Annotated in this window: 17 protein-coding genes and 1 tRNA gene; 10 read left to right on the top strand and 8 right to left on the bottom strand. The window is 41.0% G+C overall.

Annotation, left to right across the window (positions count from 1 at the left end; translation table 11 throughout):
- Window positions 1–68 precede the first annotated feature (68 nt).
- Entirely contained in the window at window positions 69–2054 is a 1986-nt protein-coding gene (locus I3254_RS06770; RefSeq protein WP_238052198.1) for a mechanosensitive ion channel family protein, read from the bottom strand.
- 153 nt (window positions 2055–2207) lie between these two features.
- The gene (cysS, locus tag I3254_RS06765) at window positions 2208–3668 is read right to left on the bottom strand and encodes a cysteine--tRNA ligase (RefSeq protein WP_238052197.1); all 1461 of its coding nucleotides are present in this window, start codon (window positions 3666–3668) and stop codon (window positions 2208–2210) included.
- A 232-nt stretch (window positions 3669–3900) separates the two neighbouring features.
- Here cysS and I3254_RS06760 point away from each other — a divergent pair, with 232 nt between their 5' ends.
- Window positions 3901–4497 carry a cob(I)yrinic acid a,c-diamide adenosyltransferase gene (locus I3254_RS06760; protein WP_238052196.1) on the top strand — a complete coding sequence of 199 codons (597 nt, stop codon included), beginning with the start codon at window positions 3901–3903 and terminating at the stop codon, window positions 4495–4497.
- Between the two features lie 132 nt (window positions 4498–4629).
- Here the strand turns inward: I3254_RS06760 and I3254_RS06755 are convergent, their stop codons facing one another.
- The gene (locus tag I3254_RS06755; RefSeq protein ID WP_238052195.1) at window positions 4630–5571 is read right to left on the bottom strand and encodes a hypothetical protein; all 942 of its coding nucleotides are present in this window, start codon (window positions 5569–5571) and stop codon (window positions 4630–4632) included.
- A gap of 330 nt (window positions 5572–5901) precedes the next feature.
- Here I3254_RS06755 and I3254_RS06750 point away from each other — a divergent pair, with 330 nt between their 5' ends.
- The 8 genes from I3254_RS06750 to I3254_RS06715 all read left to right on the top strand — a co-directional run bounded on the left by I3254_RS06750 (window position 5902) and on the right by I3254_RS06715 (window position 16707).
- Window positions 5902–6630 carry a glycerophosphodiester phosphodiesterase gene (locus I3254_RS06750; RefSeq protein WP_238052194.1) on the top strand — a complete coding sequence of 243 codons (729 nt, stop codon included), beginning with the start codon at window positions 5902–5904 and terminating at the stop codon, window positions 6628–6630.
- A gap of 470 nt (window positions 6631–7100) precedes the next feature.
- Window positions 7101–8279 (top strand): fatty acid desaturase, encoded by a 1179-nt coding sequence (locus tag I3254_RS06745; protein WP_179799003.1) that lies wholly within the window; start codon window positions 7101–7103, stop codon window positions 8277–8279.
- 335 nt (window positions 8280–8614) lie between these two features.
- Window positions 8615–10081, top strand: a complete 1467-nt coding sequence (locus I3254_RS06740; RefSeq protein WP_238052193.1) for a protein adenylyltransferase SelO family protein — start codon at window positions 8615–8617, stop codon at window positions 10079–10081.
- A gap of 382 nt (window positions 10082–10463) precedes the next feature.
- The gene (locus I3254_RS06735) at window positions 10464–12782 is read left to right on the top strand and encodes an NADP-dependent malic enzyme (RefSeq protein WP_160021186.1); all 2319 of its coding nucleotides are present in this window, start codon (window positions 10464–10466) and stop codon (window positions 12780–12782) included.
- Between the two features lie 278 nt (window positions 12783–13060).
- Window positions 13061–14242, top strand: a complete 1182-nt coding sequence (locus I3254_RS06730) for a tRNA nucleotidyltransferase (RefSeq protein ID WP_238052192.1) — start codon at window positions 13061–13063, stop codon at window positions 14240–14242.
- A 37-nt stretch (window positions 14243–14279) separates the two neighbouring features.
- Window positions 14280–15092, top strand: coding sequence for a pteridine reductase (locus I3254_RS06725; protein WP_238052191.1), 813 nt, complete (start codon window positions 14280–14282; stop codon window positions 15090–15092).
- A 95-nt stretch (window positions 15093–15187) separates the two neighbouring features.
- Window positions 15188–15264: transfer RNA gene (locus tag I3254_RS06720), tRNA-Ile, on the top strand.
- A 171-nt stretch (window positions 15265–15435) separates the two neighbouring features.
- The gene (locus tag I3254_RS06715) at window positions 15436–16707 is read left to right on the top strand and encodes a tyrosine-type recombinase/integrase (protein ID WP_238052190.1); all 1272 of its coding nucleotides are present in this window, start codon (window positions 15436–15438) and stop codon (window positions 16705–16707) included.
- Window positions 16708–16764: 57 nt separating this feature from the next.
- On the opposite strand, the gene I3254_RS06710 is transcribed toward I3254_RS06715, so the two are convergent.
- From I3254_RS06710 to I3254_RS06690, 5 genes are all read right to left on the bottom strand, one after another.
- Window positions 16765–20019: a site-specific integrase gene (locus I3254_RS06710; protein ID WP_218690662.1), complete on the bottom strand. Its 3255-nt coding sequence runs from the start codon at window positions 20017–20019 to the stop codon at window positions 16765–16767.
- Window positions 20012–22336 carry a hypothetical protein gene (locus tag I3254_RS06705; RefSeq protein ID WP_238052189.1) on the bottom strand — a complete coding sequence of 775 codons (2325 nt, stop codon included), beginning with the start codon at window positions 22334–22336 and terminating at the stop codon, window positions 20012–20014. Before I3254_RS06705 ends, I3254_RS06710 begins: the two co-directional genes overlap by 8 nt.
- Window positions 22336–22896 (bottom strand): hypothetical protein, encoded by a 561-nt coding sequence (locus I3254_RS06700; protein WP_238052188.1) that lies wholly within the window; start codon window positions 22894–22896, stop codon window positions 22336–22338. The genes I3254_RS06705 and I3254_RS06700 overlap by 1 nt, the downstream gene beginning before the upstream one ends.
- A gap of 557 nt (window positions 22897–23453) precedes the next feature.
- Complete coding sequence (locus I3254_RS06695; RefSeq protein WP_197488887.1) at window positions 23454–24026, bottom strand: IS630 family transposase; 573 nt, start codon at window positions 24024–24026, stop codon at window positions 23454–23456.
- Window positions 23953–24303, bottom strand: coding sequence for an IS630 transposase-related protein (locus tag I3254_RS06690; protein ID WP_068406626.1), 351 nt, complete (start codon window positions 24301–24303; stop codon window positions 23953–23955). Before I3254_RS06690 ends, I3254_RS06695 begins: the two co-directional genes overlap by 74 nt.
- A 109-nt stretch (window positions 24304–24412) precedes the next feature.
- Between I3254_RS06690 and I3254_RS06685 the strand changes: the two genes are divergently transcribed.
- Complete coding sequence (locus I3254_RS06685; RefSeq protein ID WP_238052187.1) at window positions 24413–25456, top strand: hypothetical protein; 1044 nt, start codon at window positions 24413–24415, stop codon at window positions 25454–25456.
- Window positions 25457–25747 lie beyond the last annotated feature (291 nt).

The following is a 25747-nucleotide window of genomic DNA, read 5'->3' as shown; positions in this document are numbered from 1 at the left end:
CTTCAAACCATTAATAACTCGCTTTTAAAGCTAATCAGGATCGCAAAGCTCATCGCTATTCCCAATCTCTAGTCGCTTCTTGTTAACGTAAAGCGCTCTGTGGGTAGATATTTGTTTTGCTGTGCATGCAGGTAACCAAGCATTTGCTCCCGTATCTCACAGGCCAACGTCCATGCTTCTATAGGCCCTACTGATGAAACAGCGCCGCGCAGCTGAATGGTGTTTTCGGTTACATCAACCACATACATTTCAGGTTCTGTTTTATCATCCCAAAGTTTATTGTCCTTGACCATCGATATAAACGTCTCTCGGATAGCGTCAATATCTGCACCATAGTCGATATACAAAAACACAGGACAGGTCTGATGAACCTCTGTATGCGACCAGTTTTCCACTCGTTCAGTGATTAGCTCACGCATTGGCACGATCAAGCGACGCTCATCCCATGTTTTTAACACGGCATACGTGTAACGCAGGTCTTCAACCGTACTAAAATTACCGTCCATTATCACACTATCGCCGATTCGCACTGGCTGCGTCACTGCTACCTGTACACCAGCGATGATATTCCCTAATATTGGCTGTGCCGCAATACCGATAACCACACCTGCAATACCCGCTGAAGTCAATAAAGTTTTGCCAAGGCCTTCCATATTTGCAAATTCACTAAGACCTATCCAGAAGCTTCCCAAAATCATCGCGAAAATAAACACACGGCGAAATATCGATACATAAGTACGGCGGCGACGTTCTTTATCGAAATGCTCTGCAGCCAAATTTTCAATCTGCATGTCTTGATAGCGATTGGCAAAAAAGTTAATGATACGAATGCCTAACCACATGGTACTAAATACCAGTCCAATCCAAATCAATGGACGAGTAGATGAGGCGACTGCATCTAAATAAGGAAAACCACCAGAAACCAAGGTAAAAACCAGTGAAAAACTGATGGTAAAGGTTAATGGTACTGTTAGCTTGCTAACCAAATCTGCGACGCCATTGGTACTGCCAACATACACGCTGTATTTTTCTTCATCGATATAATGATTGATGATTTTTGCAGTACCTTTACTCAGTAGCCAACCCATCCCCATGGTTAATAAAAAGAACAATATCAGCGCTGAGAATTCCCATAGCGCAATTCCAAAAAACTTTAGCTTTAACCAAGTGGGCAAATAACGCTCAAACTCGGCTGGATGATACTGCTCATAGAGATTATCAATATTACCTACTGTCTGCGCCGAAAACACCCAGACAGGGGCTTCATCCCCTACTCGTACTCGCTGCAAATAAATAGGAACACGGCGCTCGCGATAATCAATATAGCCAAGCTGAATAGAACGTCTGGCAATACCCATGACACTGCTATTATTACCAAGCGGTGGTTCAATTAAGCCATCGGGGCGATCTGGCATATCGTCGAATACATAGAGCTCTTTTTCGGACAATAAGAAATCCAGTCGCTTTGTGAGATCAAGCGCACGGCTACGTTGGCTTTTCTCATCAATCAAATTCATGTTTAGCGCGTAAGCGGCCAAATCATACTGCTGCTTCATTAACGCTGATTGAAAAAACTCTAAGGCTGCAAGCGGCGTCTCCAAGTTAGGTGGCTCAGATAACGGCGGCAACCCTGCATTTAGTTTATCGAGTATATAGTAGCTCTCACTATATTCTCCGGTCAGTGCCGTATCACCTTGTAGTCTGCCTGCCTGCTCCACTGCGTTACGCTCAGTAGGGTCGAATATCTCTTCAGTAATACCAGAAATACTGACACTTTCATCTTTAAGCGCATTGACTTGCTGAGTTGCATATTCAGTAAAACTATCAGGCTTACTAGGTGTTTGTTTTTCCGGCTCGCTCGTACTCTGTTCATTTTCACTATTTGCTGCGTAAACAGGGGTATAGATGACACTTAAAGCGGCAATAAAAAAGCCCAATAATACTTGCAGCACATGACTTTGAAAACGATGTTTCTCTACCTCTACTTGATGATTATCATCTGAGCGCAAAACGGCACAATGCTTGTCCATAGGATTGTCTTTAAGAGTATTCATGTTTTCAAAGCCATCAGTCTACGAAAAGGAAGTATAAAAAATATATCGGTGCTGCTTTAACCTAATTCAGTAAGCAAAAAAAAGCCAGCCTAAAGCTGACTTAATTTATTACGAGATTTGTAGCTATTTACCCTATAAACGGCAAAAATTATTTTAAGCGCGGCGCCATGTGGTGCCAGCACGGCTATCTTCGAGCTCAATACCCGCCTCTTTTAATTGCTCACGTATCTCATCAGCACGGGCAAAGTTTTTGTTGGCTTTAGACTCTGCACGTTCGATAATTAAATTATCAATAACCGCATCCGTTAGACCATCTTCTGCCTGATCACCAATCACTGCTTGCAAAAACTGCTGCACTGGCTGCTGTAAAATATTTAATACCTGAGCCAATGCTTTTAGTTGCTGGGCTAATTGCCATGCGGTATCGACGTCTTCCGCTTTAATGGCTTTGTTGATATCGCGAGCCAATCCGAATAAGACGCTGATGGCGGTCGAGCTATTGAAGTCGTCATTCATCGCCTTGATGAAGTCTTGTCCAACCGCGCTATTATAAGCTTCGGCCACTAAATCTTCATTTATTGTGATTGACTGTCCTTTTTGCTGCTCAGCCAATTTTAGTGCATTGTATAATCTGCTTAGGCTATTATGTGCTTCATCCAATGCGCTATCAGAAAAGTTAACTTGGCTGCGATAATGGCTCGATAATAAGAAAAAACGCACCGTTTCAGGTAAATACTTTGCCATCACATCACGAATGGTAAAAAAGTTGCCCAATGATTTAGACATCTTTTCGCCATCGACATTGATAAAACCAACATGCATCCAGTTACGAGCATACTCACAACCAGTTGCCGCCTCAGACTGTGCTATTTCGTTCTCGTGATGCGGGAACTGTAAGTCATGACCACCGCCATGAATATCAAAGGTACTACCTAAGCACTTAGTCGACATCGCTGAACATTCGATATGCCAGCCTGGACGTCCTTGACCCCATGGTGATGCCCACTGCGGCTCGTCAGGTTTTGCCGCTTTCCATAGTACAAAGTCAAATGGATTGCGCTTATCATTTTCAACTTCGACTCGCGAACCTGCCTGCATATCGTCCAGATTACGCTTAGATAATTTGCCATAACCGTCAAAGCTATCAACAGCATAGTAGACATCACCGTTGTCGCCTGCATACGCGTAGTTACCAGTGACTAACGTCTCAATCATATCCTGCATATCATCGATATGATCGGTCGCACGTGGCTCAGCATTTGGCATCTCACAACCAAGAGCAGTCGCGTCTTCATGCATTGCCTCAATAAAGCGCTGCGTCAATGTACCAATCTCTTCACCGTTTTCAGCAGCACGGGCAATGATTTTATCATCGATATCAGTGATATTACGTACGTAGTTCACGTCGTAACCCAAACGTGCCAACCAACGAGTAGCCATATCAAAACCGACCATCACTCGCGCATGACCAATATGACAATAGTCATAAACGGTCATGCCGCACACATACATACCAACCTGCCCTGCTTTGAGTGGTACAAACTGACGCTTGCTGCCAGTCAATGAATCGTAAATGGCAAGTTGGGACATCGCATCTGCAAGTGGTGTGGTCATAGTAAAAAAGCCTTGTAACGTAAATAAAATAGAGAAATGTGAAATCTCAGTCGCCGTGTATGAATAAGCCATACCAACAACTGTGACTATAAATTAAGCAAATAAAAAATTCAGACCAAAAAACGTTGTGATATAAAACGTAACCCATTATCTTAGCGAAAACAGGCGTAAAATACTACAATGAGCGTGCAACTAACGCTATTCAATCATAAAAACCGTTAAGGATGTAAAGATGGGCAATCGCTTAAGCAAAATATACACACGTACTGGAGATGATGGCAGCACTGGTATGGCTGATGGCAGCCGCCTTAGTAAAGCGGACGATCTATTTAGCGTCATGGGTGACATCGACGAGCTCAACTCGCATATCGGCTTAGTACGTGCGCAACTAAAGCACAATAAAGGGCAATCTATAGAGAAAGAGTTCTCTGAAGCCTTGGTCATCATTCAGCACTTGTTATTCAATATAGGCGGCGAGCTTGCCATGCCAGAATATGAAGGAGTTAATACCACTCATATTGAATGGTTAGAGCAGCAAATAGATATGATAAATGCCACATTGCCACCGCTAAAAGACTTTATTCTGCCCACAGGTTCTATATTGGTCAGTCAGTTACACGTGGCGCGTAGTGTGTGCCGCCGCGCTGAACGTCAAGCTGTGATATTGCAGCAGCAGCGTCCACAAGCGATTCGCAGTACTGCCGTCACCTTTATCAATCGCTTATCTGATTGGTTATTTGTCGCTGCACGCTTTTGTACAGACCCAGAAAAGGTCTCTGAGGTATTGTGGGACAGTCAAGCATTGAAGACGTTCACTGACAGTCAATAATACAAACTAAGTATTTAGCAATAAAGAGCTTAAACGCAAAAACCCCGCGACACGATTGTTGCGGGGTTTTTTATTATTCAGCAATAGCAATTGGCTCTACTGGATATCGCTACCTCTTATTACCATGACAAACTAATAAGTCGCGCTGTTGTCTTCAATGATGACCATATCGATGGTTTCATCTTTAGGCACGGCTTTTGGTGTGGCGGGCTTACTAGGCTCGGCAGCTGCTGCTTGGGTGTTTGCAGTCGAACTGTTCTGACTTTCAGCAGGTTTATTAATGGTTGGTGGCGGCGTAGGTTCAGTTGGACGAATTGGCTCAACTGGCGTTACGGTTCTTGGCTGACGGATTGGCGCTGTTTGAGTAGTAGTATCGTTGTTCTGCGTTGCACGGCGCTCAGCAGCACGTTGGGCACGTTGCTCATCCATTGCCGTTTTGAATACAGAACCTGCCATCACATCTGCAACGACAGTAATCAAAGCAGGCTGACCTGCAATACGCGTACGCACTTGACCGCCTTGAGTACCGACGATGTAAGTAAACGCGTCATCAACGAGCATATTGTTATTAATACGGATATTGTCTTGCGCTAAACGCGATTGTAGACTTGGCTGATTATTGGCCGCTTGTACCTGACTGGCTTGATACAAGTCTTCACTTGGTAGCGTCATGCTGACACTTGCTTGGCAAGTGGTCATACCGTTTTCATTGGCTTGTTGCAAGATGGCAGCGTTTTGAACATCAATGACAACACCATTGGTTTTTTCGCTAACCGCACCATTTGCTAAACTGATTTCAGCATCATTTGCATAATTGGCAGCCAATGACTGTGCTTGTTGATTGAGCGTATTTTTCAGAGCTGACTTAAGGCGATCTTGCACCATAGGATCATCACAACTGATCGCAGGCGCAACGCTATTTTCAGCATCGACCGTCTCTTGTTCTGTTAGCTCTGCCTGCTCAGTAGTGTCTTCTTTATCTGAGCGATCACAGCCTGCAAGCGCCAAACCACATACCAATCCAATCCCAGCAACTTTATGCCACTTGCTCAAACTTATATTTGCTACGCTCATACTAACTCTACTCCCAATTTACAGGTTCGTACCGCCACTGACTGACAGTGTTCAACATTCAAATCGCAACGCTAGCTGCTACAGATATGAAAACCACATCATTATACGGTGTTTAAATCAAATGGTCATTAGTGTAGCCCATGGATATACAAATAGTGCCCCTCATTGTGGAAAAAACCTGCGTTTGGTTGCAAAAACATAACAAACATTGTCAAGTTTAGTCCCTAAGAAGTCATATTTATAAAACTACGGATTGCATCACAGTTTTTGTTAGACGTCATTGATATGACGCTATATGATTGGGCATAAAATCATCGATAATTGGTGCATATGATAAATTTTAGAGATACATTATTACTAGGTCATCGAGGCGCACGCGGTGAGGCGTTAGAAAATACCTTCTCAGGCTTTCAATACTCTCAAAACCTCAAATCAAGAGGCTTAGCGGGCGTAGAGTTTGATATACAACTAAACGCTGATGGTCACTTAATCGTATTCCATGACGATGATTTAGAGCGTATGTGCGGTCGGCAATCACGTATTGACCAGTTAAAACTGACTGAGATTCAATGCCAATTGCAGTTTGGTCAACCCATTATGACATTGGCGAGCATGGCACCTGCGCTTAGCGGGTTTAACGTTATTGAGCTTGAAATTAAAACGCATAGCCGTACCAACTATGCAGTATTGATTGCAGCGCTTCGGCAGGCATTTATTGATACACCTCTTGCCAGCTTACCAGTTGTATTGACGAGCTTCGATGTCGAGTTACACAACCGTTTGCAACGTCACAAACTATTATCTCATATGCCTCGCGGCTTGCTTATTCGTACGCCAGAAGCGTTGGCAAGCGCGACCAATACCGCATTGCAACTCGGCTGTACTCAACTGGGCATTCATTATCCGCTTTTGACCCAAGCCGTCATCAAGCATAGCCACCGTTATGGATTGCCCGTAAGTGCTTGGACGGTCAATGATATTCCCACCATTGAGCAGCTCATCAAATGGGAGACTGATGTCATCATTACGGATTTTCCAAGCCATTTGCTGTTGCCTTGACCGAGTTATCCGTACTTTTTTGATATTTAATCATTTTTTGATAAACGCATTCTTTCCTACATATCTACCCTTCTTGTTACACTTCTCCTTCATGTCTGATAAGTCACTCGTATTTTTGATCAATACATTCTATAATCCATACAAGTTATTGTTATTTAGCAATATTTTTATAGTGTATAAGTGTTCACTTTACACGCTTTTTAAGGTACTATGGTGGCTTAAATTAATACCGTTAGGGATATTATATGATTGCAAAAAAAGCACTTGGCTTACCGCTTAAAGGCTTACGTTTCGCTATCAAATCTGGTGATACGCTTGTAAAGACCGCCAGCACTCAAGTAACGCGTTTTAAAACTCGTTTCGATGAGAAAAAAGCGCAAATGGCGCTTGATGAGCAGCCTGTTGCAAAACGCAATTATGCGAAAGCTTCTGAGCAAGCGGATCTTTCTGCGCAAGAGCAAAGCATTGATATGCGTGAGTTTGAATTTACCAAAGCACCAATTAACTGGATTCCAGCGGCTATTTTAGTAGCGACGCCAATTGCTGCTGCTGTGATTACGCCATGGTATCTATGGACTCATGAAGTTAGCGCTCCTGTTTGGGGTGTGTTTGGTGCCTTTATGGTATGGACAGGTATCAGTATCACGGCGGGTTACCATCGTCTGCTATCGCACCGTGCTTACAAAGCGCACCCTATTGTCAAAAACTTTTTATTGTTAGGTTCAACCTTAGCCGTACAAGGCTCAGCGTTTGATTGGGTTTCTGGACATCGTACTCACCATCGTCATGTAGATGATCGTTTGGACGATCCATATTCAGCACAGCGTGGTTTTTGGTTCAGCCATATTGGTTGGATGCTACGCAACTACCCTAGCGGTAAATTTGATTATAAAAACATTCCTGATTTGACCAAAGACAGAGTCTTACAGATTCAGCATAAATATTATGGTTTGTGGGTAGTTGCCATGAATGTTGGTATGGTTGCTGCTATTGGTTGGCTCATTGGTGATGTTTGGGGTACTTTACTGATCGCTGGTTTGCTGCGCTTGGTATTAACTCATCACTTCACCTTCTTCATCAATTCGCTATGTCATATGTTTGGTACACGTCCTTATACGGATACTAATAGTGCTCGTGATAACTTTTTCTTAGCTATCTTTACGTGGGGCGAGGGTTATCATAACTATCATCATTTCTTCCAGTATGATTATCGTAATGGCGTGAAATGGTGGCAATATGATCCAACAAAATGGTTGATTGCTGGTTTATCAAAAATCGGTTTAACGACGGATTTGCGTACTGTTGATGATACGACTATTAAGCATGCCGAAGTGCAAATGCAGTTCAAAGCAGCACAACAGCAGATCGATACAGCCACAAGCACTGGGCTTGATCTTCCTCATGCGATGAAGAGCTTCCAAGACCGCATTAAGTTTGAATACGATGCATTTAAACAAACTGTCGAAGAATGGCAATCACTGAAAGCTCAAACTATTGAAATGAAAAAAATAGAATGTGCTGATCGCTTACGTGAAGTTGATGATAAGCTAAAGCATGATTATGCGAAAATTGAACAGAAAATCCTTGAGCATAACAGCAATCTAAAAACTGCTTTCCGCTCTATTGGCGCGAACGAAAAAGCGGCTTAATTAACCTCTGATTTATTTTATAATTTTGAAGCTTCTCCATCCCCCTATCCGTCCTAGATAGGGGGATTTTTTTGCTTATACTTTATCGATTATGTCATTACAGCTACTTCTAATGATTTTATTATCATAATAAATGGTCAAATACATTGGCTGAACCATTGCTTTCTCTAATCCAAAAACAATAACCATCTCATCCATCATATTCAGTTAATTAAAGACCGATAATTTTATTTTTTGTCTAGATATTACAAGAGACGGACAGAGTGCAACGATGCCATATGAGAGCTATGCTATAGTGACATTCTCACTTTTATATTTTAATGGAAACGGCCTGTATGCGTTATCAAAACACTTACGTCAACCTAGACACGCGCCTTTATCATGAGCAGCCACCGACGCCACTAGACAATCCTCGTGCCGGTCACTTCAATAATCAAGTTGCACAGCAGTTAGGCTGGACAAACGACGAAGACCTGATGACTAATTGGGTTGAGATATTGGGCGGACAATACGTGCCAGCTGATTTTAAACCACTATCAATGGCCTATGCTGGTCACCAGTTTGGGCAATGGGCTGGGCAATTGGGCGACGGACGCGGTTTACTCATGGCGCAGGTACTCGATAATGGTGGACATCCACAAGACTTGCATCTTAAGGGTGCTGGCTTGACACCCTATTCACGTATGGGTGATGGACGCGCAGTCTTACGTAGTACCATTCGCGAGTACCTGTGCGGTCATGCATTGACCCAGCTTGGCATCCCCTCGTCTAACGCTCTGGGGTTTGTGGTATCTGATACGAGAGTGCGCCGTGAACGTATCGAAGCAGGTGCAGCACTAATGCGTGTGGCAGACAGTCATATTCGTTTAGGTCATGTCGAATGGATTGCCAGCTTTGCCCCTGATGTACTGGGTGAGTTCACTGACTATATGATTGACACTTACTATCCAGAGTGCCGCGATAGCGAAACGCCTGTCTTAGCCTTCTTGACCGCAGTGGTTGAACGTACGGCTCGTATGATTGCTGATTGGCAATTGATTGGCTTTGCTCACGGTGTCATGAACACAGATAACTTATCTATCACAGGCAGTACTTTGGACTTCGGGCCGTTTGGCTTTATGGAGCGCTTCAATCCTGCATGGATTAATAATCACTCAGACCATACGGGTCGCTACGCTTATCAGAATCAGCCTGCTATTGGGCATTGGAATCTAAACGTTTGGCTGCCACACTTTATGCGCCTAGAAGGCGTTACTCGTGAGACTTTATCTGACTGCCTAGCACCTTACGAAGCAACCTTTATGCAGCATTATCAGCAAGGTCTGTGCCGCAAGCTTGGCTTACCGCATCAAAGAGAAAGCCTCGGCTTGGCCTTTGAATGGTTGACACTATTAGAAGACAACTTGCTCGACTATACCAATAGCTTCCGCGCCCTACTCGGTTTGGTCGCACCAGCAGATCATCCTTATGAGCAAAAGCTACTGGCTACTATGACCACTGAATTAAGCAGCGATGCGCAACAAGTATGGCAAGACTGGTCAACACGTTATCTGGCACAGATCGAGCAGCTGTCACTTGAGCAGGTAGTTAACGACATGACAACCAACAATCCTGTTTATGTTCTTCGTAATAGCATGGCGCAGCGTGCAATTACTGCCGCAGAGCAAGGTCAGTTTGAAGAAGTTGATCGGGTGTTTCGTTTATTAGCCAACCCTTATAGCGTGCAAGATATCGCTAATGATCTAGATAGCAGTACGCCTGCACCGGATACACCGCAGATGCCTATCAGTTGCTCGTCTTAGTAGCTGCTCATCTTAGTAGTGGCTCGTCTTAGCACCTTTCAATTCTGTAATATTGTGAAATATTATGAAATTTAGGTTGATATACAACTGCATTTTTTGGCATTATCAACAAGATAAATAACGAATATCATTTTATTATATTATTCGCATAATTCACCGTTGTTGACTAGGCAGTGAATTGGCAATAATGCTAGAATGAATATTTTAGCTAGTTTGCTTTTTTGACCTGATCTTTGATCGCCGACCATGATTCTGATGGTCGTGAGTCGTTTAACGTTTTTATACCTTTCAATTATTATCATTCAATGATCTTTGGAGGGTTAGACGTTGTTTTTTATCACCATTTAATTTATTCCAATTTATTCCAACCATGGCAATTATTATGAATGACGATACCACTTCGAATACGGATAACCTCAGTACAGAAAAAGAGCAGTTTGAACAAGCTGCCTTACATTACCATGAGTTTCCACGCCCAGGTAAAATTTCGGTAACCCCTACTAAGCAGCTAGCCAACCAACGTGATTTAGCACTCGCCTACTCTCCAGGTGTTGCTGTACCTTGTCTTGAGATCCAGAGAGATCCGAAACTTGCGTCTAAATACACGGCACGTAATAACCTAGTTGGTGTTATCACTAACGGTACTGCTGTATTGGGTCTGGGTAATATCGGTCCATTGGCATCAAAACCAGTTATGGAAGGTAAAGGCGTTCTATTTAAGAAGTTCGCAGGTATCGACGTTTTTGATATTGAAATTGCTCAAAACGATCCAGACAAATTCATTGAAGCGGTTGCCTCCCTTGAGCCTACTTTTGGTGGTATCAACCTAGAAGACATCAAAGCACCAGAATGTTTCAAAATTGAGCGCGTACTACGTGAGCGCATGAACATTCCTGTGTTCCATGACGACCAACATGGTACGTCAATCATTGTTGCCGCAGCCATGCTAAATGCTTTGTTGATTACTGGCAAAAAAATCGAAGAGATTAAAATTGTTTGTTCAGGCGCAGGCGCAGCGGCCATTTCTTGCTTAGATATCATTTGCGCGCTTGGCGTTAATAAGAACAACATTATTGTTTCAGACTCACGCGGTATCATCAGTACTAGCCGTGAAAACCTTGATGAAACCAAACAGCGTTATGCTCGTGATATCACGGCTACTTCTATCGAAGAAGTCATGGACGATGTCGATATGTTCCTAGGCTTATCAATGCCAGGTACACTATCAGAAGATATGGTTCGCCGTATGGCAAAAGACCCTATCGTCTTTGCACTTGCCAATCCAACACCTGAAATCATGCCAGAATTGGCACATGCGGTACGTCCAGACGTCATCATGGCAACTGGTCGCTCAGACTATCCAAACCAAGTAAACAACGCGCTATGCTTCCCGTATATCTTCCGCGGTGCATTAGATGTTGGTGCGACCACTGTTAACGAAGAGATGAAAGTCGCTTGCGTAAAAGCAATCGCTGCGATGGCACACGTCGAAGCCACTCCAACTACCAGCGCTAGAAACATCGAAAAGATGCAGAGCTTTGGTCGTGACTACTTAATCCCAGGCCCTCTAGAGCCAAATCTAATCATTGAAATCGCATCTGCTGTTGCCAAAGCAGCGATGGATTCAGGCGTTGCCACGCTACCGATCGATGACATGCAAGCCTATCGTCAGCGTCTGTCTGAGTTTGTTTATAACTCAGCGTTTGTAATGAAGCCAATCTTTGCTCGTGCTAAAGCCGATCCAAAACGTATCGTATACTGTGAAGGTGAAGACAACAATATCTTGCTTGCTGTGCAAGTCGTCGTTGATGAGAAGCTAGCACAACCTATCTTGGTTGGTCGCCCGTCAGTTATCGAAGCCAATATCAAAAAGCTAGGCCTACGTCTAAAAGCTGGCGAGAATATTACCATTGTCAACGTTGATGACGATCCTCGCTACAAAGACTACTGGCAGGGCTACTACGAGAAAAACAAACGCCGCGGTGTAAGCATCGAGCTTGCTCGTCGTGATGTTCGCCGTAAGACGACTTTGATTGGTTCTTTACTGGTCGAAAATGGTGCGGCAGATGGCATGGTATGTGGTACCTTTGGCCATTACCAATTGCATTTAAAATACGTTGAAAGCGTCATTGGCAAAAAACAAGGTATGAACGACTTCTATGCAATGAATGCCGTACTCATGCAAGATCGTAACATCTTTATCGCTGATACTTATGTCCATGAAGACCCAACAGCTGAGCAATTGGCTGAAATGACTGTCTTGGCAACGGATCAGCTACGTCGCTTTGGTATCACGCCACGCGTTGCGCTAGTATCTCATTCTAACTTTGGTGCTTCAGATCGTGCTAGCGCTGTCAAAATGCGTAAGGTTCATGAGCTATTGACCAATATGAACGTCGACTTTGAATTTGAAGGCGAAATGCAAGGAGATGCTGCGCTTAACGAAAATATTCGTCTAAACGATATGCCATCAAGCCCGTTAAAAGGTGCAGCGAACTTGCTTATCTTGCCAACCCTTGATGCCTCAAACATCGCTTTCAACCTGCTTAAAACAGCGACTGGCAGTGCTTCTATTGGCCCTATCTTATTGGGTACTAATAAGCCGGTACACATTTTGACGCCATCAGCGACAGCACGTGGTATCGTCAACATGACTGCATTGACCGTTACTGAAGCGCAAGACCTAGAAAACGAAAAATAGTCATATATCATACCCAGTATGAATGCACTGTAGTCGGTTCAAGTTAATTTGGATGCAAGGAAGCCGAGTGAAAGTACTACGAGTAGTAGACTGAGCGAGGCTGACACCATACTCAATTTATAGAGGATTGACTATATTAAGAAGGGCTCTGTCATCCATTGACAGAGCCCTTCTGCTATACTAAAACCAGTCAATGCAACTTATAGAGCATTGGCTGTTTTTTTGATTTATAAAAATTGGGCTAGCAATATAAAGCTCGATAATAACAAGAGGCTTCTATGCAAATTTACCTCGTAGGCGGTGCTGTACGCGATCGACTGCTTAAACGCCCTATCAAGGACAAGGACTTTGTCGTCGTTGGCGCTACTTTGGCAGAGATGATTGATGCAGGGTTTCAACAAGTGGGCGCTGACTTTCCTGTGTTTTTGCATCCGACCAGTCATGAAGAGTATGCATTAGCACGTACAGAGCGCAAGCAAGGCTCAGGCTACAAAGGCTTTAGCGTACATGCCAGCCCTGATGTTAGTCTAGAGGATGACTTGCGCCGTCGTGATTTAACCATCAACGCGATGGCAATCGAAGTTACCAGCTTAACCGATGATACCCCGATTAATGGACAAGTCATCGACTACTATGGCGGACTACAAGACTTAAAAAGTAAGACATTGCGTCATGTGTCCAGTGCTTTTAATGAAGACCCATTACGTGTACTTCGAACAGTACGCTTCTATAGCCGTTACTACGATTTGGGCTTTACCATCGCGGATGACACTTTAACGCTGATGCGTCAATTGGTTGATACAGGAGAGCTGGCTCACTTGAGCGCCGAGCGTATCTGGCAAGAGTCAAGCCGTGCGACTATGCAACTATCACCGCAAGTCTATTGGCAAAAACTGTTTGAAATTGGTGCACTCACAGAGTATTTCGCGCCTTTGCATAACGCTTGGGATGATGCTCAAATAAGGGAAACAGTTCAGACTGCATTATATTTTGCAGGACAGATGCACTTAAACCTATCACAGCGCTGGGCGCTACTAATGACTAGCCTGTCTTTATCACTATTTAATAGCGAAAACTCTGAGTCTACGTCTAACGTATCAACCGCTATAAAAAATATTAACGCTATCGGTAATAAAGCCAAAGTCCCAAAAATACATACTCAGTTTGCGACTTTATTCACTCAGCAAGCAGACAAACTAAGCACAATAAACAGCCTAAATGCGTCTGAAAAAATCGATCTAATCCAAGCCTGCGGTGCACATAAGGAGCCTGATAAGCTCTCTCAACTGCTAGTGTGCAGTCATGTGTTACAGCTAGCAACACAGCATCGCCAAATGATGTTAGCACTAAATAGCTTTCACGCCATCGGTATGACTGACATTACGCCAAACCTTAAAGGCCCCGCTATTGGTGCAGCCTTACGCCAAAGCAGGATTGAACACTTGCAAGCGCAACAATGATATAGACAAGCGCACTAGAGAAAAAAGTAGTATTGCTATGGACCAAGAAACTAATGCCTACCAAGCAGAAAATATGAATAACCAAGCGCCAGTGATGCTTGTCACAGGTAGTGCTAGGCGTATTGGGGCGGCTATTGTTAAAGCAGCTCATAGGCAAGGTTACCGCGTCATTATTCATTGTCACCGTAGTGAACAAAACGCTAATGACTTAGCTGACTATCTGAACGACATCCGTGCTAATAGTGCAAAAGTTATCGTTGCTGACTTGACAATAGTTAATGATAAAACAGCTTTAGACAGCTTTGTTAAAAATATCGTAGAGGCGTTTGGACAGCTTGATGTACTGGTGCATAATGCCTCACGGTTTTATCCTAGCCCACTCGGTAGTATCAATCATGCACAGTGGGATGAGTTGCTTTTGACCAATGCCAAGGCCCCTTTATTACTGAGCCAAGCCCTATTACCTTATCTTAGGCAACAACAAGGCTGCATTATTAGCTTATTGGACATACACGCGCATGATAGACCGTTTAATAACTACACTGTCTACAACATGGCAAAGGCTGCGCATCGAATGATGGTACAGTCGCTAGCGCTAGAGATGGCACCTGAAGTAAGGGTCAACGGGGTTGCTCCTGGAGTCAACATTTTGCCCGACCCTACTAGCGACCAAGCTATTGATAATGAGCAGCAACAAAGTATCATCGATGCTATCCCTATGCGGCGAATAGGCCAACCTGATGAGATTGCTCATAGCGTACTGTATCTTGTGCAGGCAAATTATGTCACAGGAGAGATCATCACCGTGGATGGAGGTCGTAGTCTAACCATAGCTGGTGGTCACCTGTAATACAAAAGTATGGTTCAATAAAAAATATCTTGATTACTGCCTATCTTTTGCTTGAAAAATTAAAAAAATCAGGTATCATTGTGCGTCTAACGTTAGGGCCCATAGCTCAGTTGGTTAGAGCAGAGGACTCATAATCCTTTGGTCGTAGGTTCAAGTCCTACTGGGCCCACCAAATTCAAACCCTTATAAGCATTGGCTTGTAAGGGTTTTTTATTGCTTAAATTTTATGTAAATACATTGATGTAATTAATTTTTTGATACTATCTTGATACTTTGATCCTTGTAGTAATTAAAGTATGATGACTAATAACACTATGGTTATATACTGCTACATGGGTGATATATGAAAGCTAAACTTACCAAAAAACTTGTTGATTCAGTAGACTATACCGATAAAGGCACTGAAACCTATATGGACGATGTACTAACTGGTTTTGCGCTACGTGTAGGCAAGCAGTCAAAGCGCTATACATTACATAAGCGCATCAATGGAAAGCTGTATAGAGACGAAGTAGAAGAAACGCACTTGATTACGCTAACCGAAGCGCGTGAGAAAGCCAGCATAATGATGGCAAACATAAAAAAAGGTATGCATGTTTATGACGGGCTTCATGAGATCTTGGAAGACACTAAAGATAAGACTAATAATGTACCAACACTGAGAGATGCATATACCTACTTTAAATCAGCAAAGACTAGTTTAGCTAAAGGCACTATTACCACTTATGATCGTCAAATACTACAGAAGCTGGAAGACTGGCTAGATGTATCCTTAAACGATATATCTAAGTCAATGGTAAGTGATAAGCATAAAGAGATAAGTAAACATAGTGAAGCTCAGGCTAACGCAACTATGAGAGCTCTAAGGTCAGTTTGGAATTATTGCCGTGATAGCTTTTTAGATGATAACGAAGACTTTTTAATTAAAGAGCAACCAGTACGCATACTTAACGCCAAGAAAGATTGGAATATAGTTAAGCCGCGTACTAGACATGTTGAAGAAGAATATTTAGGTATGTACCTCAAAACACTTTTAAATTATGTTGATAGAAGCTCACACATGCAAGCGCCCCATAGCAATAATGCACGAGATATCATGCTGCTTTTTATGTTCACTGGTGTGCGTTTAAATGAAGCACAGCCCTTAAAGTGGTCTGACGTCGACCTTAAAGCTGGCAGAATAGTATTCAAAGATACAAAAAACGGTTCTGATTATCATATGCCTACTAGTGATATTTTACAGGCTCTGCTTAAAGAAAGATTCAGATTAAGCGCTGGCAAGCGATGGGTATTTCCGAGTGACTTGCAAGCCAGCGATGATCATATAAAAGATTTAAGCGGCAGTTACAAAACCATAGGTAATCAAGCAAACTTGTATATTACGCCACATGATTTGCGCCGCACTTTTGGAACGGTAGCTAATCACTCTAGCATCAGCTATCCAGTCCTTAAACGCTTGCTCAATCATCGTGAAGCTAAATCAAGCGATGATGTTACCCTACAGTATATCCAAGTGTCACAGCGGCAATTAAGAGAAGCCTTAAACTCAATAGAGTCTTTCTATTGTCAGCATGCTGGCATGACACAAAGCGATTTTATAAAACAACTTATATAAAGAAACACTTCACTTGTCATATATTTGCATATATAAACCAAACAAAATCTATAGCCTTTAGAATTCCACCAACACCATCAACAGATAACCTAGGTATCTCAATACACCTGATGAAGCGTCATAATTATCCGTCTTAGCCATATTTTTATCAGACCTTTTACGCTTCTTTTCTATGACGCGTACATCGTACCCGTGAAAATTTTGACGCGACCCTATTCTTACTTGCTTATCAATTCTAAGGCTCTTTTTTAGATCAATAACGGCTTGTTTACTTGATGCTCTAATCTGCCATTGGGATGAATCAATAAGCTGACAGCCTACCGCCATGAAATCAAGCAATAGCTGTAATTGCTCTTGCTTGATGCCAAAATGTATTGATGCAGGTTTAAGATTTTGTTTTAAAATAAATATCTTAATAAATAATTTCAACTGGTCGGGATTGTTTATAGACATCTGATACGCTCTATTTAATGCTCTAATTAACGTTGCCTGATTTTCACTACCTCTAGGTCTACCTAATAACAACCTATCATCATCAAATATCTTTCTAGCGCGATGATACATAGACTGAGCTTCAGTCAGATTTATGCCATGTCTAATAGCAGTCTCAGGTAACATCTCATCTCGAGAGTTTATGCTTAACTTCTGCAATTCCTCCAGAAAACCTATGACGTCTGCATATTTAGGATGAATGAAAATTGAATTTATATTCGACTCATTAAATCCATTTAAGTTACGGTTTAACAGTTGCTGGATAGCATTGCTATTAGGTTCATCTATATTCTTAAATAATGGAGTTCTATTAACAGCTATTTTTTTAAGAAAGTATGATCTTATCTTATCTAACTGCACCGTCTTTGTCGTTGCATCATAGGCAGTTTTGTCTTGCCTATAAATGATAGAGTAATCTAGTCCTGTTATTAGCTCTAAAACTGTTATAGGTAGCTCCAAGCAAGCGTTACTCAGCCGCTCCCCTGCCAGCAGATGAGCAGTATGAATATAATGCTCGAAGGTTGTGTCGCACGTTAAATGCCCTGCCAAGCTAGCTAGCCCAAACCAAGTGCCTTGATACTTGTGATAGCCAAGGATACCTTCAATAACTCTCCCACACTGCTCATTATCATAATCAGTCATTACCTGTGCCAATGGCGAATTACTTAATACTAACGCCTGCTGACTAATAGCTGTATGCCGAAAGCTATGAAATGTGAAGTCGTGCTCTCCTAGCAATCTATCCCAAATTAACTTCATGAGATTACTAAAAACCACACTGGGTAACGGCTGATCACCTGAACCTTGAGAAAACAAGTAACGACGCTTCAATCTTTTCTGCTGACGATATAACTGAGTAAATTGTTTTAGCTCGTCTTTCTTAAGTAGGCAGTTAACCGCTATAAGGCGACTTGCGCTGCTACTTTTCAATCTCCGATAGCGATTTGGTCTTAGCCATATTTGTGGCTGCTCTATTCTTTGTCCATGCTCATCAGTATAGATATCTGCTATATCACCGACTTTAATACCGATAAGTTCTTTAATTCGCATTCCTGTTCGGTATGCAAGACTCAAGATTAGTAAACATAATCTTTTTTGCTCAAGGTCTAGCTCTGAGTTAACTATATATTCTTTCATCGCATGATATATCCGAGGCGATATCATGTTAGCATTTACCACTTGGCGTTTATTACCCCATGGAAAATACACATATGGAGCATCGTAGTGTGTTCGCTGATAATCATGAAAAGCTCGTAGTCTGCCGTAAGTAAATTTTTGAGTATCTTTGAGCTTATCCAGATATGAAACTTTATTTTTGCTTAGATGCTCATTATTCAAGACATTGAGACTACCTTGACTTAACACATCGTCTGCACAGCCAACTAAATCATCATCCGTATCTAGATTGCCTTCACCAAAGCCTGAGTCTTTGTGCAAAATAGAATGCTTTCTTCCATCCTTAATCTTACTTTGAATAATCTCCTCATATACAGCTTCAAAGTCTTCATCAGACCATTCATCAAGCTCCTCATCCATTGTTAGCATCAGCCAATCCCGACCAATACATCCCAGATATTTACTGATGGTATCTAACCTGTTATTGCTATCATTCAATAAGCTCTTTACCCATCCTAAAAGACGCATGGCGTTGGGTTGGGTTAACTCCTGCTGTAACAGCTCTACTTGTATAATAGCGGATGCTTTACTACCTTTAAGGGCATCTTGAACCTCTTTAATAAGATTCTTACTAAAGCTTGGATAATCCCTACTATTGGTGCTTTTTTTGTCTGATCCCGAATAACTTGCTACAAACAACTCTGACCAAGTAAGCGGCTGTGGGTTTGATTTAAACACCTCTTGATTATAATTAATAAGCTTATTTGTAGTTAAGCCCGTCGTTTTAATCCTGCCCTGTCTAACAATAGCCAGCGCAGTGTCTATATCGCCCCCCTTCATCTGCCGCCAATGATAGTCAGCGTATTTTATTAATTGTGATAAATGTGGTTTACTTTTATCTTTATTCTGTAGTTTTAGCTTCTTACAAATCTCATTAATAATGGTTTCAAACGATTTCACACCTTCTTTTTTTAACTTTTTATCTTTTAGCGCATATAAAAAGCAAAGTGTCATATCGTCAGGTATGTACTCGACATAGCGCTGTAAGCTTGTATCAGATATATCCCCTGAAGTATGACCTTGCGTATGAGAACAACCGTAATTGTCATCATCAATACTTAGCAAGATTAGCGCCAAACTCTCATGGTCGATACCTGAACCTGGTAACTCATCAGTTGCTGGTACCTGCAATTGGTATATCTCACGTTCGCCTAGGAGCCATTGATAAAGTGCTTTTAACACATCTATGTCATCTAATCCCCCGTACATCACGCTACAGTAGAGCGCCGACTCAATAAAATCATTGTTTGAGAACCTTTTTTTTCGTTGCCATATTTCAATCATCTGCTGGCTAGCATGACTCACTTGAGTGCCATTCACCATCCAATCATAAGATATTGTTAAATTATCGCGCTCTGCTATGACTGGCACAACTGGTTCATCTAGATTCAGTTCATGAGCTTTGTTATAACTCCGTATATATTCTAAAAACCCTTGTCTAGCTAGATAATAGGTATGCGCAGTATCAAAATGCATTTCAAGTACACTATCGATAGCTTGATAATATTCAGTTAGATCTGTCCCTGTGGGTATGTGATTGTCATCAACATACGAAGCTATCAAAACCTTAGCCTCATTTTTGATAGCTTCATGACTTTTACTTTTATTTTCTTCTCTTAACTGATGGGCAACCGCATTATCCATATATATTCACCTTAACTTGTCGTAGGTTAAGCCGAATAGCAACTTTATCTAAGTCAGCGGATAATTCTTTTAGCTCATTAATGGATAATGACGACATTGGATGCATAGCTTCCTGATCGGGATGTTCATGACCATATAAAGCGCAGATCAAATGCTCAGGAGACCTATTCGTTAGTAGTGAACGTAATTGATGTCTTAGCCAATTATCTTGGTGACTAAAAAAATGTTTTATCTGATAGCGAACCTTACTAGGCGTAATACCGGCAAACCCTTTGGGATTTTGACTAAATAGCTGAATGAGTGGCTGACTAGAGTTGAAAACGTTATTTATAGGAAATTGATCATTGGGATATATAGAATTATGCATGACCGCAAATTGCTTGATATATTCAATATAATTCTGAATAGCTGTGATTAAGAAATCACTAAGAGGAATAAGCCTTCCCTGCCCTTGTCCATGACGCTCTTCTTTATCCGACACCCATAACAGCCGCTGCCTAAAATCAAATTGATTTAAAAGCCCAGGCGCATGCTTTACAGGTCTAATCCCAGTCTGAATAAAGATGATGTGCCATAGCCAGACACTATAAGCATTAAACTGCTCAATATAACGGTCCTGCCTTATGCTTACGTTCCGCTTTAATCGACCGTTATAACTCTCAGCTGCCTCAGCAAGCTCATCAAAAAACTTTTGACAGATATCAGTATTCAAAGTCATGTCACTACCGATATATTTTTTATATCGATTGCTTTTGGTGCTAGACATACTAAGCTGTCGCAGCTCACCTTGGCTGTCTGCAGTACAGTATTCAGTCAATAGCTGTATAGCGCTGTAGTAGGTCCTCTCTAAGCTTATCGTCTCAATACTGGTGTAATACAAGGGCGAGCTGTGTTTCACGTCAACCCCAGTAATCATGTCGGCATGTAATGGCTCTTGCAGCTCATTCTTTATAACTGTATATAAACAAGCGTCAATATGCTGATTTGATAACACTGGTAGCTCTAGTTGCGTTTTTAAGCTTGCCAGCACTTCAGATACTTCATCACTATCCACCAAAAACTTATTTTCAATAACTGCTTGTAGCCTAGCTGGCAGAGGTAATTTAAATTCATTATCATGGCTTTGACGATGCGGTAATAAGTGGCTCCTACGATTCGAAGTTACGTTAATAGTATTACTCATAGCATAACTATCAGCAGCCGAACCGTTATCATGACTCAACCACTTGCGCTGACTTTTATCCAGTTCTAACTCATAAATTACGTCTTGGATCTTCCGACCACTTAATAGTGATAGTAATATGACCGCATAAACCTGACGCTGCTTATAACTGACAATAATAAAAAGCTGCCACACCCGAGCAAATAGCACTTGATAGCTTAGTAGGCTTAGTTGACGTAGGTTGGTAGGAAAATAAAACTGATTACGGCGGGCATGTCGATAATTATTTTTTAGCTTCCATTGCTGTAGTTCTGAAGATTTAGCGGTTGTACTGGAGGGTTTAAAATCATTGTCTAGGAGCGCAGGCGGGTCATCATCAGCAATATTTTCAGCGTCCGCCACGTTATCATTTTTATGGGGTCTGCCAAATATTGTGACTCGTATTGGCTCATCATCACTATCTAGGTATCGCTTATTAGCGTGTTCTTTATTAAGATCATTGTTTTGTGAATTGCTATAGGTTTTACCTACAAACGCTTTGTTCTCTGCAACCACTTCATAAGCAAGTCTGATCTGGCTAATTTTACCAGCCAGCTTTTTATTAACGATCCTGCCTAACTTTTCATCATTTCCGATTTGGGCTTCGTATTGACGTAACGCCGCTAATACATCTGTGAGTGAAGCATGTTGAGCATTAATACTAATCAATTTTTTAACAATCTCAGATTGTGGGTTATTGTCCTTTAAACCCATCCTTAGACGCACACTTAGCTGATTGACTTTGGCGGAGTGGTCATCCTTACGTACGGCGATCATAATGATGACTTGCAGATATGCACTCATAAACTGCCATGCTTCATTATCAATATGTGCTTGACCATACTTCTGGTAAAACAAGACCAGCATATAAGTGACTGCCCAATCCTCAATCTTTTTTCTCTTGATGACTGACCTTACGATAGTTTCACATTCAGACGATGTAAATACTGGCATAACTAGGCTGGCATGTTCACCAACGTAAAGGCAAAAGCTAGGTTTAATCTGAATAAGGTTAATAATTAGATTTTGCACTTTAATATAGTGCGGTGAATCAAGTGGTACTAGCTGATCTAAAACCTTCTGTAATTCGCTGTGATCAAACTGCTTTATATTCATTAGGGTACATCACTCAGCCAGTTCATATTTTTAGGAATACCTAGAACACGCTCTTCCAGTGCAAATTTACATTGTTGATATTCATAACTACTCTGACTGATACCTGCAAAATGGCAATAGCCTTTTATAGTCAGATATCTAATACCCATTAGTTGGCATATGACGCTTTGAGGTGCAGTACCTTTAAGTGCATTAAACAAATCAGGGTGATGAATATCCTTCGAGAACGTTAAATTTATAACTTCCATCCATGCCAGCTTCTGAACATCTTTAATACTTTCAGGCGTAATTAAACACGGGTAATCACTATCACTCTCTAACCTTAAAACCTGACTAATCCTCTGGAACTCATTGCAGAAATAAAAAGCATTATCTCCTCCTTCAATCAATCGAAGTGGCGGTCGATAGAACTTATTAATACATTCCATATTGACGTAGGTAGGCTCAGGTTTAAATCTCTGCCAAACAGATAAAGCCGTCTCAGCATAACGATGTACAAGTAAAGTACTTTTACATGGAACTATGAGTTTTTGCCTTGGCTTAAAGTTAATATTTTTCATGTTTATTTACTAATTAGTGAATATAATTCATGTTATATAATAATGACTTAGGTGTCAAACACTTTAATGTCATGGTGCTCAAAATTGTAGAATGGTTATAGACTTTAAATATTTCAGATTATTTTAAGCACAAAAAAACCTCTTAAAGCTACAACTAATATAGCTCTAAGAGGTTATTATTTTTTTAGGACTTTACTAGGTGGGTAGCTCAGAGTTGGGGTTTGATATGGTGCCTGGACTTCTGTTTAATGCTTCCATTATAAATTTAATACTATGTTGTGCCCCTTTAAGGGCATAAATCTGATATCGTTCCCCTAGGCTTAGATCTGTATAGCTCATGGTTGCAATCTCACTTTGGCGGTGGATAGTAGCTTTGATGCTAGCGGATCTAAGCCTCCTTTTCACCTGCTCTTTGAAATTGCACTTCATGTGTTAATCTAAGTATTTATAAAAGACTCACTATATCTAGTTATTTATAAGTCGATACTCAAAGGAAAAGATGAAATAGAGTTTTGAACCTTATATGTTATTAAAACTGCTGCTATTTATGGGTATAGTCAGTTCAAAGCAAAAGTGTTATGGCTAGAACAAATATCATAAAACAATTTAGATAAGTCATTTTCCATCCAGCCTTGGCGTAAAAACTTCACTTGAGCCCACTTCTTCTCGATAGGGTTTAAGTCTGGGCTGTACGGCGGCAGCCATAGAATACGATGACCATGCCTGTTCAGTAGTTTTTGAATGCGCTTGCTCTTATGAAATCTGGCGTTATCCATCACAATCACGCATTTGGTTTTAAGACTTGGGATTAGTGTCTGTTTGCACCACTGATAGAATATATTACTGTTAATGTTCTGCTCAAAGTAATCCAGCGCAAACAGCATCTTTTTATATAGAGCACCAATGACGTTGGTTCGCTTTTTTGCCTGCCAGTTGTAGCTGTCGATACAGGGTTTACCTATCGGTGCATAGCCATAAGGACGAATGGTTTCAGCCTCAAAGCCACTTTCGTCCATATAGACAATGGGATAGCCTTGCTGTTTAAAGTTATCAAGCTTACTCTGATACTCCGCTCTCTTTATTGGGCAAGCTTTTGGATGCTCTAAGGTCTTTTTTTTGACTGATGCCAAGACGTTTTAAAGCCTCACAAATGGCTGGGGCAGTACAGTTGAACCGTCTTGCTCTCTCATAGTGATAGTCATCAGGGTAACGCTCAACGTCTTTGCGTAGGGCATCATCCGGTATTTTTGATGGCGTAACATTGCGAGTGCTCTTACTATGCAGCCGTTTCTTCCACTTTTGAATGGTGGTTGGACTAATGTCATAAAAAGAGGCTGCCTCGGCAAAGGTCATGCCATCTGCTAAGCTTTTAAGAACTTGTTTGCGATAGTCTAGGGAGTAAGTCATGATAATTGAGGATATCTGTTGAGTTATTTTAACTTATAACATTTTTGTATTTAATACACTATATAACAAATAGTATATCCATATAGATTGACTTGAGAGAAAATATATTATGTTTGGTTTTTTTAAAAAGAAAATACAACCAACTCCTTTGATAGGACTTGTGGATATTAGTAATAACAATGATAAGTTAGAATTCTTTCAAGCTGTTAACCGAGATATAGATAACTTTGTTAAAAGCTCAAAAACGCATCAACCACAGCTTATGATGCCTATTGCTTATGCACATAGATTATCTGTAGCGGGACTGTACCATCAAGGACTACGTACTAAAAGTGATTTTGATATAGCTAACCAATCACACTTTACCATGATGGCTCATATAGGAAATGATATTTCCAAAGAAGAACAAGTAGAATTTCAAAAAAAATCTTGGGAGCATGCGATTGATTTTATCAAAAAATATGATGAATCTTTTGAAGACACAATTGGAAGTGTTATAACTGCATCAGCAAAAAGAGGTACTTCTATTTATGAAGCACTATATTATGCATTAATTGACAATATACAAAACGAAGAGGAATGTCGTATTATTTGTCGAGAAACCGTAACACCACAGTTTTGTAGATCATTTATTTACTCTTATACTTGGGATCCTATAAATGACGACTTACCAACGACTGCGATAAAAGTTGGTAGATACTATAAAGAGCTTTATGAGGCAGATACTAATTACCAATCATTAAGCAGTGGTAAAGTATCAGCAATTGAGTTTGAAAACATAATAGAAGATGCATTTTCACCATTAGTCGATATGATTTATGACATGGTTTCCTTAAAAATACTCAACGAAGATATAGCATATCAATTTATTTTAGAAGAACTTGAAGGAGCAGCGCAAGGGAATGAAGAAGCTCAAAAATTTGTAGAGGAAAGTCCGTTTACACAAGAAGAGTATAAGGGTGCTATGTCTAGGTCTACACCGTTAGTTGATGGTCCTGATGGTCCTCAGTTAATGCTGACTCATCTTTTAATGGACACATCTTTACCGAACCCCATGATAGCTAAGCTCCGTATTAGAGTAGTAAAAAAGATTATTGATCATTGGTTTAAAGACATTAATAACAACAATATTGATTTGGATTATTTTCTTTAATCTAAATAATTAATTTAAATGCTCTATTGTTATTTTAATAATATAAAATATAATATTAGAATCAAGGTAATACTTAATGTCTATAAGAGAAGTCAAGGGTAATATATTCTCTACTGAAGCACAAACGATAGTGAATACCGTAAACTGCGTAGGGGTTATGGGTGCAGGTATAGCTCTTGAATGTAGGTTACGCTATCCAAAAATGTTTCAAAAGTATAGTCACCTGACCATAAAAGTGTTATAAAATAAATCGACTAAACGATTATTAGTATAAATGACCATGACTTACTC

It is taken from the genome of Psychrobacter sp. Ps2 (genome assembly GCF_022129405.1).
GTDB lineage: Bacteria > Pseudomonadota > Gammaproteobacteria > Pseudomonadales > Moraxellaceae > Psychrobacter.
Note: the sequence above shows the minus strand (reverse complement) of the source record. Positions and strands in the feature narration are given on the sequence as shown.

What these genes read in the sequence shown, in the direction of transcription:
- I3254_RS06710 (WP_218690662.1), bottom strand. Translation starts at nt 20,019, where the DNA reads ATGGATAATGCGGTTGCCCATCAGTTAAGAGAAGAAAATAAAAGTAAA.
- I3254_RS06760 (WP_238052196.1), top strand. Translation starts at nt 3,901, where the DNA reads ATGGGCAATCGCTTAAGCAAAATATACACACGTACTGGAGATGATGGC.
- I3254_RS06750 (WP_238052194.1), top strand. Translation starts at nt 5,902, where the DNA reads ATGATAAATTTTAGAGATACATTATTACTAGGTCATCGAGGCGCACGC.
- I3254_RS06755 (WP_238052195.1), bottom strand. Translation starts at nt 5,571, where the DNA reads ATGAGCGTAGCAAATATAAGTTTGAGCAAGTGGCATAAAGTTGCTGGG.
- I3254_RS06770 (WP_238052198.1), bottom strand. Translation starts at nt 2,054, where the DNA reads ATGAATACTCTTAAAGACAATCCTATGGACAAGCATTGTGCCGTTTTG.
- I3254_RS06735 (WP_160021186.1), top strand. Translation starts at nt 10,464, where the DNA reads ATGAATGACGATACCACTTCGAATACGGATAACCTCAGTACAGAAAAA.
- I3254_RS06690 (WP_068406626.1), bottom strand. Translation starts at nt 24,303, where the DNA reads ATGACTTACTCCCTAGACTATCGCAAACAAGTTCTTAAAAGCTTAGCA.
- I3254_RS06705 (WP_238052189.1), bottom strand. Translation starts at nt 22,336, where the DNA reads ATGAATATAAAGCAGTTTGATCACAGCGAATTACAGAAGGTTTTAGAT.
- I3254_RS06730 (WP_238052192.1), top strand. Translation starts at nt 13,061, where the DNA reads ATGCAAATTTACCTCGTAGGCGGTGCTGTACGCGATCGACTGCTTAAA.
- I3254_RS06685 (WP_238052187.1), top strand. Translation starts at nt 24,413, where the DNA reads ATGTTTGGTTTTTTTAAAAAGAAAATACAACCAACTCCTTTGATAGGA.
- I3254_RS06725 (WP_238052191.1), top strand. Translation starts at nt 14,280, where the DNA reads ATGGACCAAGAAACTAATGCCTACCAAGCAGAAAATATGAATAACCAA.
- I3254_RS06740 (WP_238052193.1), top strand. Translation starts at nt 8,615, where the DNA reads ATGCGTTATCAAAACACTTACGTCAACCTAGACACGCGCCTTTATCAT.
- cysS (WP_238052197.1), bottom strand. Translation starts at nt 3,668, where the DNA reads ATGACCACACCACTTGCAGATGCGATGTCCCAACTTGCCATTTACGAT.
- I3254_RS06745 (WP_179799003.1), top strand. Translation starts at nt 7,101, where the DNA reads ATGCGTGAGTTTGAATTTACCAAAGCACCAATTAACTGGATTCCAGCG.
- I3254_RS06700 (WP_238052188.1), bottom strand. Translation starts at nt 22,896, where the DNA reads ATGAAAAATATTAACTTTAAGCCAAGGCAAAAACTCATAGTTCCATGT.
- I3254_RS06715 (WP_238052190.1), top strand. Translation starts at nt 15,436, where the DNA reads ATGAAAGCTAAACTTACCAAAAAACTTGTTGATTCAGTAGACTATACC.